13 protein-coding genes are annotated in these 17,029 nt (G+C 70.8%); 11 read left to right on the plus strand and 2 right to left on the minus strand.

Annotated features, from left to right (window positions below):
* Window positions 1-7 precede the first annotated feature (7 nt).
* The 4 genes from DI005_RS22550 (at window position 8) to DI005_RS22565 (ending at window position 5,828) form a co-directional block, all read left to right on the plus strand.
* Window positions 8-1,312 (plus strand): hydantoinase/oxoprolinase N-terminal domain-containing protein, encoded by a 1,305-nt coding sequence (locus tag DI005_RS22550; RefSeq protein WP_233520279.1) that lies wholly within the window; start codon window positions 8-10, stop codon window positions 1,310-1,312.
* Window positions 1,312-2,913 (plus strand): CdaR family transcriptional regulator, encoded by a 1,602-nt coding sequence (locus tag DI005_RS22555; protein WP_113643453.1) that lies wholly within the window; start codon window positions 1,312-1,314, stop codon window positions 2,911-2,913. Before DI005_RS22550 ends, DI005_RS22555 begins: the two co-directional genes overlap by 1 nt.
* A gap of 80 nt (window positions 2,914-2,993) precedes the next feature.
* On the plus strand, window positions 2,994-4,022 hold the full coding sequence (fgd, locus tag DI005_RS22560) for a glucose-6-phosphate dehydrogenase (coenzyme-F420) (protein ID WP_112273544.1): 1,029 nt from the start codon (window positions 2,994-2,996) through the stop codon (window positions 4,020-4,022).
* Between the two features lie 168 nt (window positions 4,023-4,190).
* On the plus strand, window positions 4,191-5,828 hold the full coding sequence (locus DI005_RS22565) for a CdaR family transcriptional regulator (RefSeq protein ID WP_113643454.1): 1,638 nt from the start codon (window positions 4,191-4,193) through the stop codon (window positions 5,826-5,828).
* 31 nt (window positions 5,829-5,859) lie between these two features.
* Here DI005_RS22565 and DI005_RS22570 read toward each other — a convergent pair whose 3' ends face one another.
* Entirely contained in the window at window positions 5,860-8,706 is a 2,847-nt protein-coding gene (locus tag DI005_RS22570; RefSeq protein ID WP_113643455.1) for an FAD-binding and (Fe-S)-binding domain-containing protein, read from the minus strand.
* Window positions 8,703-9,449: an IclR family transcriptional regulator gene (locus DI005_RS22575; protein ID WP_199543122.1), complete on the minus strand. Its 747-nt coding sequence runs from the start codon at window positions 9,447-9,449 to the stop codon at window positions 8,703-8,705. The genes DI005_RS22570 and DI005_RS22575 overlap by 4 nt, the downstream gene beginning before the upstream one ends.
* A gap of 237 nt (window positions 9,450-9,686) precedes the next feature.
* Between DI005_RS22575 and DI005_RS22580 the strand changes: the two genes are divergently transcribed.
* From DI005_RS22580 to DI005_RS22610, 7 genes are read left to right on the plus strand one after another with little or no spacing between them, the layout of a single operon-like run.
* Entirely contained in the window at window positions 9,687-10,814 is a 1,128-nt protein-coding gene (locus DI005_RS22580; protein ID WP_228713640.1) for an amidohydrolase family protein, read from the plus strand.
* 21 nt (window positions 10,815-10,835) lie between these two features.
* The gene (locus DI005_RS22585) at window positions 10,836-11,972 is read left to right on the plus strand and encodes an amidohydrolase family protein (protein WP_113643456.1); all 1,137 of its coding nucleotides are present in this window, start codon (window positions 10,836-10,838) and stop codon (window positions 11,970-11,972) included.
* Window positions 11,969-12,475, plus strand: coding sequence for a Rieske (2Fe-2S) protein (locus DI005_RS22590; RefSeq protein ID WP_112273536.1), 507 nt, complete (start codon window positions 11,969-11,971; stop codon window positions 12,473-12,475). The genes DI005_RS22585 and DI005_RS22590 overlap by 4 nt, the downstream gene beginning before the upstream one ends.
* 20 nt (window positions 12,476-12,495) lie before the next feature.
* Window positions 12,496-13,470, plus strand: a complete 975-nt coding sequence (locus DI005_RS22595; RefSeq protein ID WP_113643457.1) for a PDR/VanB family oxidoreductase — start codon at window positions 12,496-12,498, stop codon at window positions 13,468-13,470.
* Between the two features lie 46 nt (window positions 13,471-13,516).
* Entirely contained in the window at window positions 13,517-14,248 is a 732-nt protein-coding gene (locus DI005_RS22600; RefSeq protein WP_112273532.1) for an SDR family NAD(P)-dependent oxidoreductase, read from the plus strand.
* Window positions 14,249-14,270: 22 nt separating this feature from the next.
* The gene (locus DI005_RS22605; RefSeq protein ID WP_112273530.1) at window positions 14,271-15,443 is read left to right on the plus strand and encodes a thiolase domain-containing protein; all 1,173 of its coding nucleotides are present in this window, start codon (window positions 14,271-14,273) and stop codon (window positions 15,441-15,443) included.
* On the plus strand, window positions 15,440-17,008 hold the full coding sequence (locus DI005_RS22610) for an AMP-binding protein (RefSeq protein ID WP_113643458.1): 1,569 nt from the start codon (window positions 15,440-15,442) through the stop codon (window positions 17,006-17,008). The genes DI005_RS22605 and DI005_RS22610 overlap by 4 nt, the downstream gene beginning before the upstream one ends.
* Window positions 17,009-17,029: the final 21 nt, after the last annotated feature.

Genomic DNA, 17,029 nt, shown 5'->3' on the forward strand with positions numbered 1-17,029 from the left:
TCGCGCGGTGGCCGTCGACTCGGAAGGCCGGCTCGTCGCCGTCCACCGCGGGCGGCGAGGCGACCCGCCCGCGCGCGTGCTCGACGCGTTGTTTCGCCGCGGTCCCGGCATGGCGCCAACGGACCGGGTGGTGGCGGTCCTGCCGGACCTCACGCTCGCCGAGTCGGCCCAACGGGCACGTGTCGGCGTCTTGCGCGTCGGCGCACCCGCCGCGACCGCTGTGCCGCCGCTGGCCGGTTGGACGGCGGAGCGGGCAGCTCTCGCCGGACCGGTGGCGATGGTGCGTGGTGGACACGAGTACGACGGCCGGGTCTCGGCGCCGCTGGATGTGCCCGCGGTGGCGGAGTTCGCGCGGACGTGCGCGGGAAAGGTCGACGCGATCGCGCTCACGGGAGTCAACGCGCTGGAGAATCCCGAGCACGAGCAGCTGGCCGCTGCGGTGATCGCCGATGAACTCGGGCCGGACGTTCCCGTGATGCGCGGCGCCGAGACGGAGGCGCTCGGGCTGCTGGAGCGAGAGAACACCGCGGTACTGGACGCGGCACTGGTCAGCGCCGCCCGCGTGCGCATCGACGAGCTGAGCGCGGCGGTCCGGGTTCACGCCCCTGACGCGGCGTTGTACCTCGTCCGAGGGGATGGCACGGTCCTGCCCTCGCTCGACGCGTACCGGCACGCGACGGCATGGCGGGGGGCCGCGCTCGGCGGGCTGCTCCACGGGGCGGCGCGGCTGGCAGGAGTGCCGTCGGCGATCGTCGTCGAGGCGACTGCCGACCGGGCGGTGGTCGGGACCACACTCGGCGGCCTGCTGCAGGATTCGGGACTACAGCGGGAGATCGACGGCATCCGGACCGGCCTGCGGGCGCCCAGGCTGACCGTGATCCACAGGCGCGACGCCGGGTTCACCGGAAAGGTGCTCGCGGCCGTCGCCCGTGCGCGAGGAGGGCGGGACGAACTGCCGGTCGTGATCGTCGGCGAGCGCGCGGACGAGGTCCCCGACCCCTCGGGCATCGCGGCGATCAGACCCGGGGACGGCGATCTCGCCGCCGCGGTCGGCGCCGCGGTCGCGGAGGCGGCGGGCTCCGTCGACCGGATCTTCTGGCAGGGAACGGGTGGTGGGCAGGACTCGGTGACCCGCGCACGCATGCTGGCGTTGGACGCCGCGTTGCGCGCGGGCGCGGATCCACGGAAGCTGCGGGAGACGCCGGTGAGGGAGGCGCTGATGACGTACGTTCCGGTGCCGGCCGCGCGCCTACAGGTGACAGCCGTCGGACCGTTGCTGGAATCGGCCGACGTGGCGGCGGTGGAGCCGTGATGGCATCGCCGTCCGTCAACCTCGGGCAACTACTGGATCTCGGCCTGCTGAAGCGCTACGAGGTGCTCGGTGGTGAGGCTGGGCTGCGGCGGCCCGTCCGGGTGGTCGTCGTCGGCTCCACCATCCACGAGATCTCCGAGCTCGCCGCGGGCAGCGTCGTGGTGTTCGGCCGCGAGCAGCTCACCCTCGACGATCTGGCGATGGACATCGCGATCCGGCTGGCCGGCAGCGCGGGGCTGTCGGGCATCATCGCAGCCAGGACCCCGCGTCAGGTTCCGCTGGTCACCCGCCGCCTCGCGGACCGGTTCGCCCTGCCACTCATCGGAGTCGACGACATCGCCCCGGCCGGCGTGGTGGCCGCTTTCGATCCGTACGTCCGGGCGCCGGAGATCGCGGGACTGAGGGTGCTGGGCGACGCGGCCCGCCGGTTCCAGCGCCCGCCCGCCAACGCGAACGCGCTCACCTCCTCGCTTTCGGCGACGCTCGGAGAGCCCGTCGCGCTCATCGACGCGGAATCCCGGTTCGTGGCGGGCGATCCGGAGGTGCACGCACTGCTCGGAACGTGCCCGACCGCTGAGGAGCTGGGCGGTCCGCACCCGGTCGCCGTGACGGTCCGCGCGGGCGAAGCGGACGTGCTGCTGCAACCGGTGCAGGTCGACCCCGCGGGGCTCGCGGTCTACTGGATCGCGGTGCGCCTGCCCGGTTCTGCGGCGGGGGTGCTGCTCGAACCGATCCGGCGGGCGGTGGCGATCGCGGCACTGTCCTTCGCCGTTCATGTGGCGGGGGACGCCGTGAGGGTGGAAAGGGAGCACCGGCGGCGGTCACTGTTGCTCAACGAGATCCTCGAACAACCCGACGACCCTGGCCGCCGCACGGTCGAGCGGGCCACCGCCCTTGGCTGGCGCCTTGCCGGCTGGCACACCGCCGTGCAGGTGCAGGTCTCCCACGCTCCCTCCGCGGTCCGGCTCTCGGCGCTCGGAGCCGAGCTGGAGGAACAACTTGCCGAGCGCGGCGTGACCGTGACCCTCGTGGAACGCGCCGAGGGGTGGGTGTTCTGGTCCACGGCCGAGGCGGAGGCCGACGCCGCGGACCCGGGACCGTTGACCAAGCGAGTCAACACGGCGCTCGCCGCGGTGGAGGCCGAGCATCCAGGGCTGCGGCTGTGCGCCGGGGTCGGCGGTGCCCACGCGGGTACGGCGGGTATCGGCCGGTCCGCCGACCAGGCGCGGCAGGCTGTGCTGCTCGCTCGCACGACCCGCCGCCCCGCCGCCGTCGAGCACATCGACGCCGTCAGCGCCAGGAGGCTGCTCGCGGGCTGGTACGGCTCGGCCCCGTTGCGCGGCGCCGCGGCCGACCTGCTCGCTCCGCTCCAGGAGGCCGATCCGTCCGGGGAGCTCGTGCGGACTCTGCGGTGCTACCTGGACTGCCAGTCCTCGGCCAAAGCCGCGGGGGACCTGCTCGGGGTCCATCGCAACACCGTGATGCAGCGCATGGACCGCGTCACCCAGCTGCTGCCCGCGGACCTCGACGACCCCGACGACCGGCTTGCCGTGCACCTGGCGGCGCGTGCCGTCGACGTCCAATGGGAGGACCCGGCCTGACGAGGCGCACAGCGCGCGCGGCTCGCTTTCGGCCACCGAGCACGATGACCCGGCCCCAGCCGGCCGGTTGACTCGCGGATATGAACACGACAGACGGCGCCAACGCGCACATCACGGTGGGCTACAAGGCATCGGCGGAGCAGTTCGGCCCGCGCGAGCTGGTCGAGCTGGCCGTGCTGGCCGAACAACGAGGGTTCGACTCGGTCATGGTCAGCGACCATTACCAGCCGTGGCGGCACCGGGGCGGGCACGCGCCGTTCTCGATGGCCTGGCTCGCCGCGGTGGGGGAGCGCACACAGCGGGTCCGGCTGGGCACCAGCGTGCTGACCGCGACGTTCCGCTACAACCCCGCCGTGGTGGCTCAGGCCTTCGGCACACTCGGCGCCCTGTATCCGGGGCGAGTCGTGCTGGGCCTCGGCACGGGCGAGGCGCTCAACGAGGTCGCGGTCGCCAGGCTCGAGTGGCCGGAGTTTCGGGAACGGTTCGCGCGGCTGCGCGAGGCCGTCGAGCTGATCCGTCGGTTGTGGACGGAGGAACGGGTGACCTTCGAAGGGGACTACTACCGCACCGAGAACGCGACGGTCTACGACCGGCCGCCACTGCCCGTCCCGATCTACGTGGCGGCGGGTGGACCGCTCGTGGCGAAGTACGCGGGGAGGGTGGCTGACGGCTTCATCTGCACCAGCGGCAAGGGCATGGACCTCTACACGGAGAAGCTGCAGCCCGCGGTGGACTCCGGTGCCGGGCAGGCCGGCCGCAAGCCCGGTGACGTGGTGCGCTCGATCGAGATCAAGCTGTCCTATGACACCGATCCGCGGGCCGCCACCGAGAACACGAGGTTCTGGGCCCCGCTGTCGTTGACCCCCGAACAGAAGCACGGTATCTCCGACCCCGTCGACATGGAGAACGTTGCCGACGAGCTGCCGATCGAGCAGGTTGCCGGCCGGTGGATCGTCTCCACCGATCCGGAGGAGGTCGTCGAGCGGGTTCGTCCTTATGTGAACGCCGGTTTCACCGACCTGGTGCTGCATGCCCCCGGCGGTGACCAGGCCCGGTTCCTGGAACTGGCCGGGAAGGACCTGCTGCCCCGGCTGCGAGCCCTCGGCTGAACCACGACCGGTGTCGTCGCGAGCTGTTACGGCACCGTTCACCCGTTGCTCAGCGCACGGTCGAGACATCGTCACGGTGCTCTGCGCCCACTGACGTCGTCGGATGCGGTACCTACCCTTGCTCCATCGCGGTTTCCGGTCCTGCCGCAGGGAAGGTGAGGTGGCTCGATGACGGTCGTGGACAACGTGGCGAGCGAACCGGCTGTCGCCGAGGGCCCTCCGCCGTATCTGGCCGGTGCGAAGGGGTCGGTGCGGCTGAGGCAGCTCATCGGGGCCCGCCGTGGCTGGCTCATGGTGGTGGCCCCGGCCACGGGAATCGATCGGCCGCTGGCCGGGGTCACGATCTGGGACCCGGCCAGGGCGCCGGGCCGGCATCAGCTGCTGCTGGTGGTCTCGTCCCACCCGACCGGCGACGAGCTCGCCGAGGTTCTGGCGGAGGCGAGCGCGGCTGAGTCCGCCGCGGTCGTGGTGCGGAGCGGCTGCCTTCCGCGAGAGTTCGACGTCGAACTGGCGGCGGGCCGGGCGGGGGCGCCGGTGCTGGCGGTCGCCGATGGGGTCAGCTGGGAGGAGATCGGGGCGCTTGCCCGTTCCCTCGTGTCCGCCGCCGGGTTCGGCGTGCGGGGCGCGACACCCACCGCCAGCGGACTCTACGAGCTCGCCGAGGGCGCGGCGCTCGCGCTCGACGGCGCGGTCGTGCTCACCGACGCCGGACTGCGCGTGCTCGCGTTCGCCTGCGGGGACACAGTGGACGATCTGACCAGCGAGACGATCCTGGCCCGGCGCGCCCCGAAAGTGCTGAGGGAGCGGCTCGTCCTCGCTGGGAGCGGGCGGAACGTCTCGCGAATCGAGGTGGCAGGGGCAGGTCCCCGGCTGGTCGCGCCGATCCTGGTCGGCGACCTCGTCGCCGGCCACGTGGTCGTGACGCCAGGCCCCGACACTCCCGACTGCGCCCCGCGCGTGGTCGGCGAGGTGGCGGCTGCCGCGGCCGCGTGGTTCCTCGACGAGCAGGCCGGGCCTGACGACGAGGACCTGGTCCGGGCCGAGCTGCTGCGCGGACTGCTGACCGGACGGGGCTCGCTGGAGGCGCTGACCGAGCGACTCGGTCGGCCCGCCGCCGCACGCTGGTGTCTGATAAGCCTGGGTGCGCACGGCGACGGCGAGACAAGGGCAACGAGCCCGGCTCGCGGCCTCACCCCTGACGTCGAACGGTTGCTGGCGCGCTGCGCGCGGATGCTGGATCCCAGTGCGGCCACCGCGGTCCTCGACACCGTGGCCTACGTGCTGGTCCCACATTCGCCAGCGGCTGGCCCTTCCGTGTTCGCGGAGCGACTGCGTCAGCGCGCCGCGACGCCGGTCGGGGCGCCGCTGGTGGCCTGTGTCAGCCAGGCATTGGCCACCGGCGATGACGCCCGTGCCGAATGCCGGCTGCTCAAGCAAGCGGTGGCGGTGCTCGCCGCGCGTCCGTCGGCGGTCACCGCCGACCTGTCGGGACTGCGGCCACATGTGGTGATCGCCGAGCTGGCCGGCCTGGCCACCGAGTATCCGGGGCTGCTGAACGGCGCGCTCGATGTGCTACGCCGCGACGAGTCGCCCCGTAGTGCCGAGTACCTGGACACACTGCTGAGCTGGTTCGACGCCGGTTGTGACGCCACGCGCGCGGCCGCTGCCCTGCGCGTGCACCGGAACACGTTCCGCTATCGGCTGCAGCGCATCGAGCAGCTCTGCGGAGTCGACCTCGACGACGCCGTCCAGCGATTCACCCTCGAGTTGCAGGTGCGGCTCCTCGTCCTCCGTGGAGGCTGGTGAGCCCGTCGCCCAACTGCAGTGAAGGCCACCTTCACTGCGGTCGGGGTCGGGTGGCTCGCTCGACGAGTTCGACGAGGTGTTCGTAGGTGTGGCCGGTGGCGCGGGTCATGCCGAGCTCGCAGGTTCGGTTACAGGAGACGTGGGCGTCGTGACCGCCGGACTGCTCGGCGTTGCTCGTCAGTTCCGCCGCCTGCCGGGCGGTCGCCGACGCTGTGAGTTCGGGATGGAGTAGTCCCCGGTCGCCAGCGAAGCCGCAGCAGTTCCACTCGTCCGGCACGACGACGTTTCCGGACACCGCGGCGGCGACTGAGTACAGGTGGGTGTCGATGCCCAGCCTCGTCGCCGAGCAGGTGGGGTGCAGTGCGACGGAGTCGGCCTTGGCCGTGACGGTGAGGAGGGGCATGAGCGTGGTGGCGGTGAACTCGACGGCGTCGACGACCCGAAGTCGCCGGTATGGCTCGTCGCCGGTGCCGATCATGTGGCGCAGGCCTTCGGTGCAGGACGCGGCATCGGACACAACGGGAAGCTCGCCCTGCCGTGTCGCGTCCCAGAGTGCGGGGAGCACCTTGTCGGCCATCGTGTCGTAGCCGCGCGTGAGTCCCTTCGATTTCCATGGGGTGCCGCAGCACAGTGCGGGCAGGTCGTGCGGGGTGCCGACGGTGATCCCGGCGCGTTCGCACAGGCGTCGCAGCGCCTCGGCCGAGCCGAGCCCGGTGGTGCCGAACATCGTGCCGGTGCACGAGGAGAACAGGATGGCCGATGGCGATCGGCCCCGGTCACGCTCGACGCGACGGCGTTGGCCGCCCTCGGGCAGTTCGGGCGACCACAGCGGCACCGTGTCGGTTCCGGCGAGGACACGGGCGGCGTGGTTGGCCTTGGTGACCAGGGGCAGGGGCAGGCGGGCCGCGGCGTCGAGTGCTCGGGCGGCCGTCCGTGTGGCGAGGTCCCAGTGACGAGCCGCCACGGACCAAGCGGTGTCCGCGACTCGCCCGGTCTGCTCGGCGCGCAACCGTCGGACGAGGTCGCCGGTGTTGATCGTGACGGGGCAGGTGGTCTGACACATCCCGTCCACGGCGCAGGTCTGTGTCGCGTCGTAGTCGTACTCGGCCACCAGCGACTCGTACATCGCCCGGTCGCCTTCGCGGCGGGCGCTCTCGATCTCGCGGCGCAGCACGATGCGCTGGCGCGGCGTGGTGGTCAGGTCACGGCTGGGGCAGACGGGTTCGCAGAACCCGCATTCGACGCACCGGTCGACTTCCTCCTCAACGGGCGGCGACGACTTCAGTGCCCGCAGGTGTGCGCCGGCGTCGTCGGAGAGCACGACACCTGGGTTGAGCAGCCCTCGCGGATCGCACAGGCGCTTGACCTCGCGCATCATGTCGTAGAGCTCGTCGCCGTACTGGCGGCGGACGAACGGCGCCATCATGCGTCCCGTCCCGTGCTCGGCCTTCAGCGAGCCACCTCGTCCGAGAACGAGGTCGACCATGTCGTCGGTGAACCGGGCGAACCGGTCGAGCGGAACGCCGTCGCCCAGCCGCTCGGTCAGCATGAAGTGGATGTTGCCGTCCTTCGCGTGCCCGAAGATCACGCTGTCGCGGTATCCGTGCCGGTCGAACAACGCGGTCAGCGCCTCACAGGTCGGCAGGAGCTCGGGGACCGGCACGACGATGTCCTCCAGCAGTGCGGTCGTCCCGGCGGGCCGCGCTTCGGCCACCATCGCGTAGAGCCCCTTGCGTACGTGCCAGTGCGCAGCGCGTTGTGCGGGGTCGGCCGACAGGGCCGCCGGCACGACGGTCGGGATCAGCTCTAGCGTTCGCCCGGCGGCGTCGACGAGACCGTCGGCTTCGGCGGCCGTATCAGCCTGGTCCTCGACGAGCAGGGCCGCGTGCCGCTCGACCGCGAGGGCCTTGAGCGTCGCGTCGGCGCGGTCGGCGTTCTGGCCGACGCGGAGAGAGGTGGCGTCGAGCAGTTCGACGGTGGCCGGCCCGGTCGCCACGAGTTCGGGCAACGCCGCGGTGGCGGCAGCCAGGTCGTCGAACACGAGCAGCCCGGTTCGGGCGTGCCCGAGCAGGGGGACCGTGCGAAGGACGATCGACGACACGAACGCGAGCGTCCCTTCGCTGCCGACCACCAGGTGGGCGAGGATGTCGCTCGCGCTGTCGTGGTCGAGGAAGGAGTTCAGCCCGTAGCCCATCGTGTTCTTCATGGAGAACTGCCGCGTGACCCGGTCTCGGAGCACGGAGTCGCCGCGAAGCCGATCACGGAGCCGCAGCAGGCCGGCGTGAAGCTCAGGTTCTCCGGCCCGCAGCTGTTCGTCGGCGTCGGGCGCCCCGGTGTCCAACTCCGTGCCGCTGGGTAGCACCAGACTGAGGGATTCCAGGGTGGCGTAGCTGTTCGCCCAGGTGCCGCACGCCATCCCGCTGGAGTTGTTGGCGACGACGCCGCCGATCGTGCAGGCCACCTCACTGGCCGGGTCCGGACCCAGTTTGCGGCCCCACCGGGCCAGCCGCGCGTTGACCTGGCGGACGGTGGCGCCGGGGCCGACCCGGACGCGGGCACCGTCGTCGAGCACCTCGATGTCGCGGAAATGCCGCCGCGTGTCGATGAGAATGCCGTCGGTTCCCGCCTGTCCGGACAGACTCGTCCCGCCGGAGCGAAAGGCCACGGGTGCACCGGCCTTGCCGGCCGCGGCGAACACGCGGCCCACTTCTTCGGCGGTCGAGGCCATGACGACCGCGCGGGGTGTCAGGCGGAAATGTGACGCGTCGTGGGCGTAGGCGAGGCGGTCGGTCAGCCGGTCGCGGACCGCGGCCTCATCGCGTACCGCGCCGCGCAGCCACGCCAGCGTCTGAGGCCCGCTCTCGGTGGTCGGGGTCATCGGCTCCTCTTTCGTCCGGCGAGGTGGTCGGTTTCCCGGCGTAGCAAGGACTCCAGCCATCTCTCCCGTTCGGGTTCCATCCGCGATGCGATGGTCGCGATGCCCAGTGCCACGACCGGCTGACCAGTGCGAGCCGGCACCGCCCTGCTGATGCCGACGGAGTCGTCGACGACCATCCCGCGGTTGATCGCGACGCCGCCGTGTTCGCGGGCGTCCGCGACGAGCTCCAGGATCACCGAGGCGGACAGTGGCCGGTATCCCTGTTCGATTTCGGCTTCGTTGGTCTCGACGATCGCGGCGGCCTCGTCCGGTTCCATCGCTGCCAGGAAGGCCAGGCCGGCGGCTCCGACTCCCAGCGGCAGCCGGTCGCCGACCTGGAGCACGTGGCTGCGGATCGGCCATCGGCCCTCCTCGCGATAGACGCAGACGTGATGGTGCCTGCGGCGGATCGAGACGAAGGCGACGTCTTCCGAGACCGCCGCCAACCGCGTGGCGGCCGCGAGTGACTGTTGCTGGACGCCGTAGCGCGGTTCGGCGGCGACGCCCACGACGTAGGCCTCGGGGCCGATCCGGTAACGCCGGTCGGGACCTTGCTCGAGGTAGCCGGCTCGCAGCAGTTCGGAGAGCAACCGATGAGTGGTGGACTTGGCGAGGCCCGTCTCCTCGGCCACGGCGGCCACCGACAATCCGCCGCGTCGCTCCCAGGCGGCGATGAGCGAGAGCAGATCGAGTGCACGCCGCACGCTCTGCGATCCCTGCAGCGCTTCCGCACCTGCCCGGCGACCCTGCCGTTCCATGTTATGGAACGGCTTATGTCCCATTGTCACAGGCAGAAGCTAAAAGTGAAGCCATCGAACTGTCAACCTCCACATTATGGAACACCGAACTGGGCATACGCATCGGTTGATTGACGGGTTTCGTCGCGGCCTCGCACCGTCGGTGGCACTGAGGAGCTGCTTCAACGACGAACGGAGGCCTCCATGGGTGCTCCCACCATGACGACCGGCGGCACGGGGGCGAACCGTCCGGTGCCGGAGGGCCGGAGGGCGGCCGTCGTGGACTGCGATGTCCACGCCGTCCTTCCCTCGGCCAGGAGTCTGCTGCCCTACCTCGACGACTACTGGGCTGATCAACTGGTCGCGCAGCTGGCTCCGTACTACGAGCCCGGCTACCACCCGCCCTCCTCACCGATCGCGGAGCGGCCCGAGGTCACGCCCGGTCCGGACGGGCGTGCCGGCACCGCCGTCGACGCACTCGTCGCGGACGTCTTCAGCGACGGCGGGCCCGACTTCGCCGTACTGAACTGTCTTTACGGCGTTCAGCAGATCCACCAGCCGCGCCGGGAGATCGCCCACGCCCGGGCCCTCAACGACTGGATCGCCAGGGAATGGCTGGACGCTGACGACCGGCTCCGGGCCTCGATCGTCGTACCCCAGGGCACCCCCGACGCGGCGGCCGAGGAGATCGACCGGTGCGCGGCCGATGGCAGGTTCGCCCAGGTGTTGTTGCTCGGCCAGTCGGAACTGCCCTATGGCAGGCAGATCAACTGGCCGATCTGGGAAGCCGCCGAGCGCCACGGCCTGCCGGTCGCCCTGCACATCGGTGGGGTGTTCCGGCAAGCGCCGACCTCGGTCGGCTGGCCCGGAACCTACCTGGAGTGGTACGTCGGGCAGCAGTCGAACCTCGAAGCGCAGCTCGCCTCGATCGTCTCCGAGGGGGTGCTGCAGAAGTACCCGTCGACCCGGATCGTGGTCAGCGAGCTCGGGTTCGGCTGGGTTCCGCCGTTCCTGTGGAAGTTCGACAAGCTCTGGAAGAGCTATCGACCCGATGTGCCGTGGCTGACCGAGCGGCCGTCGGACCTCATCCGCCGTCACGTTCGCTTCACCACCGCACCCTCCGACGGCTTCGAGCGGCCGGGGGCGCTCGACCGCCTCGTCGACCGGCTGGGCTCCGAGGACATGCTCGTCTATTCCAGCGACTACCCGCACCGCCACCACTCCGCGCCGCGCGAGATCGAGAACGGCAGCTCGGATCCCGCGCTGATCGACCGGATCCGGCGGACCAACGCCTTCGACATCTACGGCCTGAGCGTCCACTCGGACCTCTGAATCGACGGAAGTGAGACCACGATGACCACAATCCAGGAGCGGCCGCGCGTGCTGGACCTGCCGGCCCCGAAGGTGACCACCGGCATCGCCGACGTCGACATCCACCCGGTGCCGCCGGCGGACGCGCTGACCGCGTACCTGCCCCGTCGCTGGCGGGAGATCGTGCGCGAGTACGGGGTCCGCACCACCAACGGTCTGTTCAACCTCGGCGAGTATCCGCAGCTTTACGGCGGCGCGATGCGGGCCGACACGTGGCCCGAGACCGGTTTCCCCGGCTCGGACCTCGACCTGATCCGCAAGCAGCTGCTGGACCTCTACGACGTGCAACTCGGTGTGCTGCAGTGCATTTCGCCCGGAGGGCAGGCCCTGAATCCCGCTTCCCAGGCACTGCGTCCCGAGCTCGCCGATGCCCTCACCCGCGCGGTGAACGACTGGCAGCTCGAGCACCTCGTCCGGCCGGAGCCCCGGCTGCGGGCCGCGATCTCGGTCGCCTTCGAAAGTCCCGACCTCGCGACAGCGGAGATCGACCGGCTGGGTTCGCATCTCGGGGTGGTCGCGGTCCTGGGGCTGAGCAAGACCCGCGACCCGCTCGGCAGCCGGAGATACTGGCCGATCTACGAGGCGATGATCGCCAACGGGCTCCCGATGCAGATCCATCTCTCCCAGGGCGGCGGGAACCCGAGCACCGGCACCGGCTGGGCGTCGTACCACACCGAGTACCACGTGGGACAGGTGCAGAGCTTCCAGTCGCAGATTCTCAGCCTGGTGCTGTCCGGGACGTTCGACCGCTACCCGGACCTGCGGATCATGTTCGTGGAGGGCAATGTCGCGCATTTCGTGCCGTTGATGCAGCGCCTGGACTACCACTGGGAGACGCTGCGCAGCGAGGTGCCCGACCTGCTGCGTAAGCCCTCTGAGTACCTCGCCGACCACATCTGGGTCTCGACCCAGCCGATCGACGAGCCCGACAAGCCCGCCCACCTGGTGGAGTACATCGAGGAGTTCGGCGCCGACAACGTGCTGTTCGCCTCCGACTATCCGCACTTCGACTTCGACGCGCCGGACGCGATCTTCCCACCCTCGTTCCCGGCGGAGCTGAAGGACAAGATCCTGCGCGGCAACGCCGTGCGCTTCTTCGGTCTGGAGGACGGCGCGTGACTCGCTACATCGTCGCCAACACCACGGACATCGCGCAGGGTGAGCGGAAGATCGTCGAGCTGGAGGGCCGCTCGGTGGGCATCTTCAACCTCGACGGCGAGTACTACGCCCTGTTGAACAGGTGCCCGCACGCCGGCGCGCCGCTCTGCGAGCACGGGACCGTCTTCGGAGTCGCGTCGGCCGATGGCCCGGACGCGCCGATCGACTACGAGCGGCAGCGTTCGCTGCGCTGTCCCTGGCACGCGTGGGAGTTCGACATCCGGACCGGCGTGTCGTTCTACGACCCTCGCAACGCCCGGGTGCGCAAGTACGAGGTCGAGGTCGTCCCCGGCTCTCCCGAGGACGTCGTCGACCCGGACGGCGGCCGTCAGGACGGTCCGCTGGTTCTCGAGGGCTACGCCGTCTCGGTCGAAGGGGACGTCGTTGTCGTCGACACGAGTCGTCGGCGGCCGGGGCGCACCCGCGACCAGGCCGAAAGACGCCGTCCGGCGGCCACCGCCTGACCGACCTCAGCGGAGGATCCATGATCGCCAATCCAACCCGGTCCACCGGCGAGCCGGGTGAATTCGTCACTGTCGTCACCGCGAAGGACATCGTCGCCGACAACGTCGCCGTCGTGGAACTCGAGCCGGCGAAAGGGGAGCGGCTACCCGCATGGACACCCGGTGCTCATCTCGATCTCGTGCTGGAGCCGGATCTCGTCCGCCAGTACTCGCTGTGCGGTGACCCGGATAAGCCCGGCTCGTGGCGTATCGGCGTTCTCCGGGAGGCCGGCGGGCGGGGTGGCTCCATCCATGTTCACGACCGGGTCGAGGTCGGCGACAAGATCCGCTGCCGGGGACCACGCAACAACTTCCCGCTCGTCACCGCGTCCGAGTACGTCTTCCTCGCTGGCGGCATCGGCATCACACCGATCCTGCCGATGATCGCGCATTGCACCGCGCGGGACCGTCCGTGGAGCCTCGTGTACGGCGGTCGCAACCGTGGCTCGATGGCGTTCCTCGACGAGCTTGCCGGCTATGGCGATCGGGTCGCCGTCCGCGCGCAGGACGAGCACGGGCACATCGATCTCGCGGCGGCACTGGGGGAGCCGCGGGACGGCGTCGCGATCTACTGCTGCGGACCCGCTCCACTGATCGCCGCCGTCGAGGAGCATTGCACCGCCTGGCCGGACGGGACGCTGCACGTCGAGCGGTTCCGTGCCGCCGAGAACGTGCTCGACGGGGAGAACACCGCCTTCGAGGTCGTCTGCGACTACTCGGACATGGTCGTCGGCGTGCCCGCCGGGCAGACGATCGTCGACGCACTCGCCGAGGCGGGCATCGAGGTCCCGACCTCGTGTCGCGAGGGGACCTGCGGCACGTGCGAGACGGTCGTCCTCGACGGCGTTCCCGACCACCGCGACTCCTATCTGAGTCCACAGGAACGCGCGACCAACGAAGTGATGACCCCCTGCTGCTCGCGGTCACTCACCCCGCGCCTCGTCCTCGACCTGTGACCCCGTCCGGAGATCGCAGAACCACTGCACGAAGGAGTCCGCTGACATGAGTGACCAGACGAGCACGCCGACCGGCTCGGCCGTGATCGTGGGTGGAGCCAGGGGCATCGGGCTCGCCGCCGTACGCCTCGCCGCTTCCCGCGTCGCCGCGATGACCGTGCTCGACCTGCCCGAGGAGGCTCCGCAGGTCAGTGAAGCCTTTCCGGGCGCGCGGTACCAGCGCGCCGACGTGCTGGATCCCGCGAGCCTGGAGAAGGGCTTCGCCCTCGCCGCCGGAAGCGGGCCGGTGACGAGCGTCTTCGTCCCGGCGGGCATCACGCTGCCAGCACCGCTGCTGCAGGTGAGCCAGGCGGACGCGCAGCGCTGCCTCATGATCAACGTCCTGGGGGCGGTCAACACGATCCAGGCGGCGGCGCCCCACCTCGCTCCGGACGCCTCGGTCGTGCTCTGCGCGTCGGTGGCCGCCTACACCGGCGGCGGCTACATCGGCGGACCGGTCTACGGCGCGTCCAAAGCCGCCGTCATCAGCCTGACCAAGGGTGCCGCGCGGGAGCTCGCACCGCGCAAGGTCCGGGTCAACTGCGTGGCCCCGGGAACCACCGCCACCGGCATGATCGGCGACGACCCGGACGTCCACGCGATGTTCGTCGAACGCTCCCTGGTCGGCAGGCTGGCCAGCCCTGAGGACATCGCCGAGGCGGCGCTGTACCTGTGGTCGCCGGCCTCGTCGTTCATGACCGGTGCCGTGCTCGATGTCAACGGCGGAATCCGGCTCTGACCCGCCCCACCTGGAGGTTTCCATGACACAGCACCCGCATCTGACCGGCTGGGCGCACACGCGGTTCGGCAGGTCCGATCAACCGGACGTGGAGTCGCTGATGGCCGAGGTCAGCGCCACCGCCGTCGAGGACTCCGGGCTCATGCCCGCTGACATCGATGCCATCTCCGTCGGGGTCTACGGCACCGACACCAGCAACCAGCGGTTCGAGGCCGCACTCGTCGGCACCGGCGCGCCTGAGCTTGCCGGTGTCCCCGCCGTGCGTTCTGAGAACGCCTGCGCCACGGGCAGCGCCGCGCTCTACGCCGCGCTCGACATGGTCGAGGCCGGGCGGGCTCGCGCGGTACTCGTCGTCGGGGCCGAGAAGATGACCCGCGCACCCGCCGCCACGGTCACCGACGTCCTCCTCGGCGCCGCCTACCTGCCGACCGAAGGCAAGCATGGCAGCTTCCCCGCCGTGTTCGCCTGGCTGGCCCGCCAGTACGCCAGGCGATACGGCGACCCCCGTGACGCGCTTGCCCGCATCGCCGCCAAGAATCACCGCAACGGCGTGGACAATCCCTACGCCCACATGCGGCGCGATCTCGGCTACGAGTTCTGCGTGACCGTCTCCGACCGCAACCCGGTCGTCGCCCATCCGCTCCTGCGCACCGACTGCTCCATGGTCTCCGACGGCGCCGCCGCCGTCGTCGTGGCCAGCGCCGACGTGGCGCGCGCCGCCCGCCGCTCAGTGGTCGTGCGGGGGCGGGCACAGGCCAACGATCCGATGCCGCTCGCGTCGCGGCCGGATCCGCTCGCGTTCGGCGCGGCCGCCACCGCCTTCCGCGGTGCGCTGGACGAAGCGGGTGTCGTTCTGGCCGATCTCGACCTGCTCGAGACACACGACTGTTTCACCCTCGCCGAGCTCCTGCAGTACGAGGCATTCGGACTCGCCGAACCCGGCAAGGGAAGCCTGCTGTCCTCCGAGGGTCGCACCGACCGTGACGGCGCGTTCCCGGTGAACGTGTCCGGTGGGCTCAAGGCCAAGGGGCATCCCATCGGGGCGACCGGGGTGTCCCAGCACGTGATCGCCGCGATGCAGCTCGTCGGTGAGGCGGGCGGGATGCAGCTGCCCCTGGCCGAACGAGCCGCGGTGTTCAACATGGGCGGCGCCGCCGTCACCAACTACGCGACCGTCCTGGAGGCCAGTCGATGAGAACCCAGGTCCGTGCCGTCAACGTGGCGGAGATGCTCGCACAGACCGCGCGCAGGTCGCCCGAGGCAACCGCCGTGGTACACGGCCAGACCCGGTGGACCTGGCGCATGCTCGACCAGGCCGCCGACCGGGTATGTGCCGAGCTGCGGCGCCGGAGCGTGAGCCGCGGAGACTGCGTCCTGCTTCACGGCCACAACCACCCCGAGTACATCCAGTCCCTGTACGGAATCTGGCGAGCCGGCGCGGCGGTGGCGCCGACCAACGTCAGGCTCACCCCGGCGGATGTCGCGGTGATCGCAGGCGTCTGCCGGCCGGTGGCCATGATCGCCGCCGGGGGCTCGGAAGCGCACGTGGAGGCGGTGCGCGACGTGACGGGATTGCCGGGCGGCGTGCTGTGGCTCGGTGACGACGCCTCCTGCGACACCGTCGCCGCGCTGCCTGCCGCGTCACCCGAGCCGGAGACGGTCTACGTGGGCGACCATGCGTGGTACTTCTTCACGTCTGGCACCAGCGGGTCGCCAAAGGCCTCGATTCTGACCCACGACCAGCTCGGGTTCGTCACCACGAACCACGCCGCGGACCTCATGCCCGGCCTGTCCGAGACCGATGTCTCGCTCGCTGTCGCTCCGCTCTCGCACGGCGCGGGCGTGCATCTGCTGCCCCAGGTCGCCCGCGGCGCGGCGACGATCATTCCGGAGGGGCCGGGGCTGCGGCCCGAGGAGGTGTGGGAGCTGGTCGAGCGGGAGCGGGTGACCAACATGTTCACCGTCCCGACCATTCTGAAGATGCTCGCCGAGGACCCCGCGGTCGACAAGTTCGACCACTCCTCGCTGCGGCACGTGATCTACGCGGGCGCCCCGATGCTCAACGCCGACCGCGACCACGCGCTGGACGTCCTCGGACCCGTCCTCGTGCAGTACTACGGCCTGGGAGAGGTCACCGGCAACATCACTGTCCTCACCCCCGCCGACCACGGCCGGCCACAACCACCCGAGTTCGAGCTCGGCACCTGTGGCAGGCCACGGACCGGCATGCAGATCGCCATCCTCGACGACGCCGGGACCGAGCTCGGGCCGGGGGAGATCGGCGAGGTCTGTGTGGCAGGCCCCGCCGTGTGCACGGGCTATCTGCGTAACGAGGAGGCGACGGCGGCCGCGTTCGACGGCGGCTGGTTCCACACCGGCGACCTCGGTGCCGTCGACGAGCACGGCTACCTCTACATCACCGGGCGCGCATCGGACATGTACATCTCCGGCGGGTCCAATGTGCACCCACGCGACATCGAGGAGAAGCTCGTCGCTCACCCCGCGGTCGCCGAGGTCGCCGTGCTCGGCATGCCACACGCGAAATGGGGCGAGATCGGGGTCGCGGTCTGGGTGCGCGAGCCCGATCACGACACCGACGACGCCGGGCTGCGCGACTGGCTCGAGCCCAGGCTGGCCCGGTACAAGCTGCCCCGCCAGTTCATCCGCTGGCCGGAGTTGCCCAAGTCCGGCTACGGAAAGATCGTCAAGCGCACCATTCGCGATCAGCTCTTCGCCGCAGGCTGGACCGCGCCCGACTGAGCATTCCCACCAAACCGACCT

It is taken from the genome of Prauserella sp. PE36 (genome assembly GCF_003311655.1).
Taxonomy (GTDB): Bacteria; Actinomycetota; Actinomycetes; order Mycobacteriales; family Pseudonocardiaceae; genus Prauserella_A; species Prauserella_A endophytica.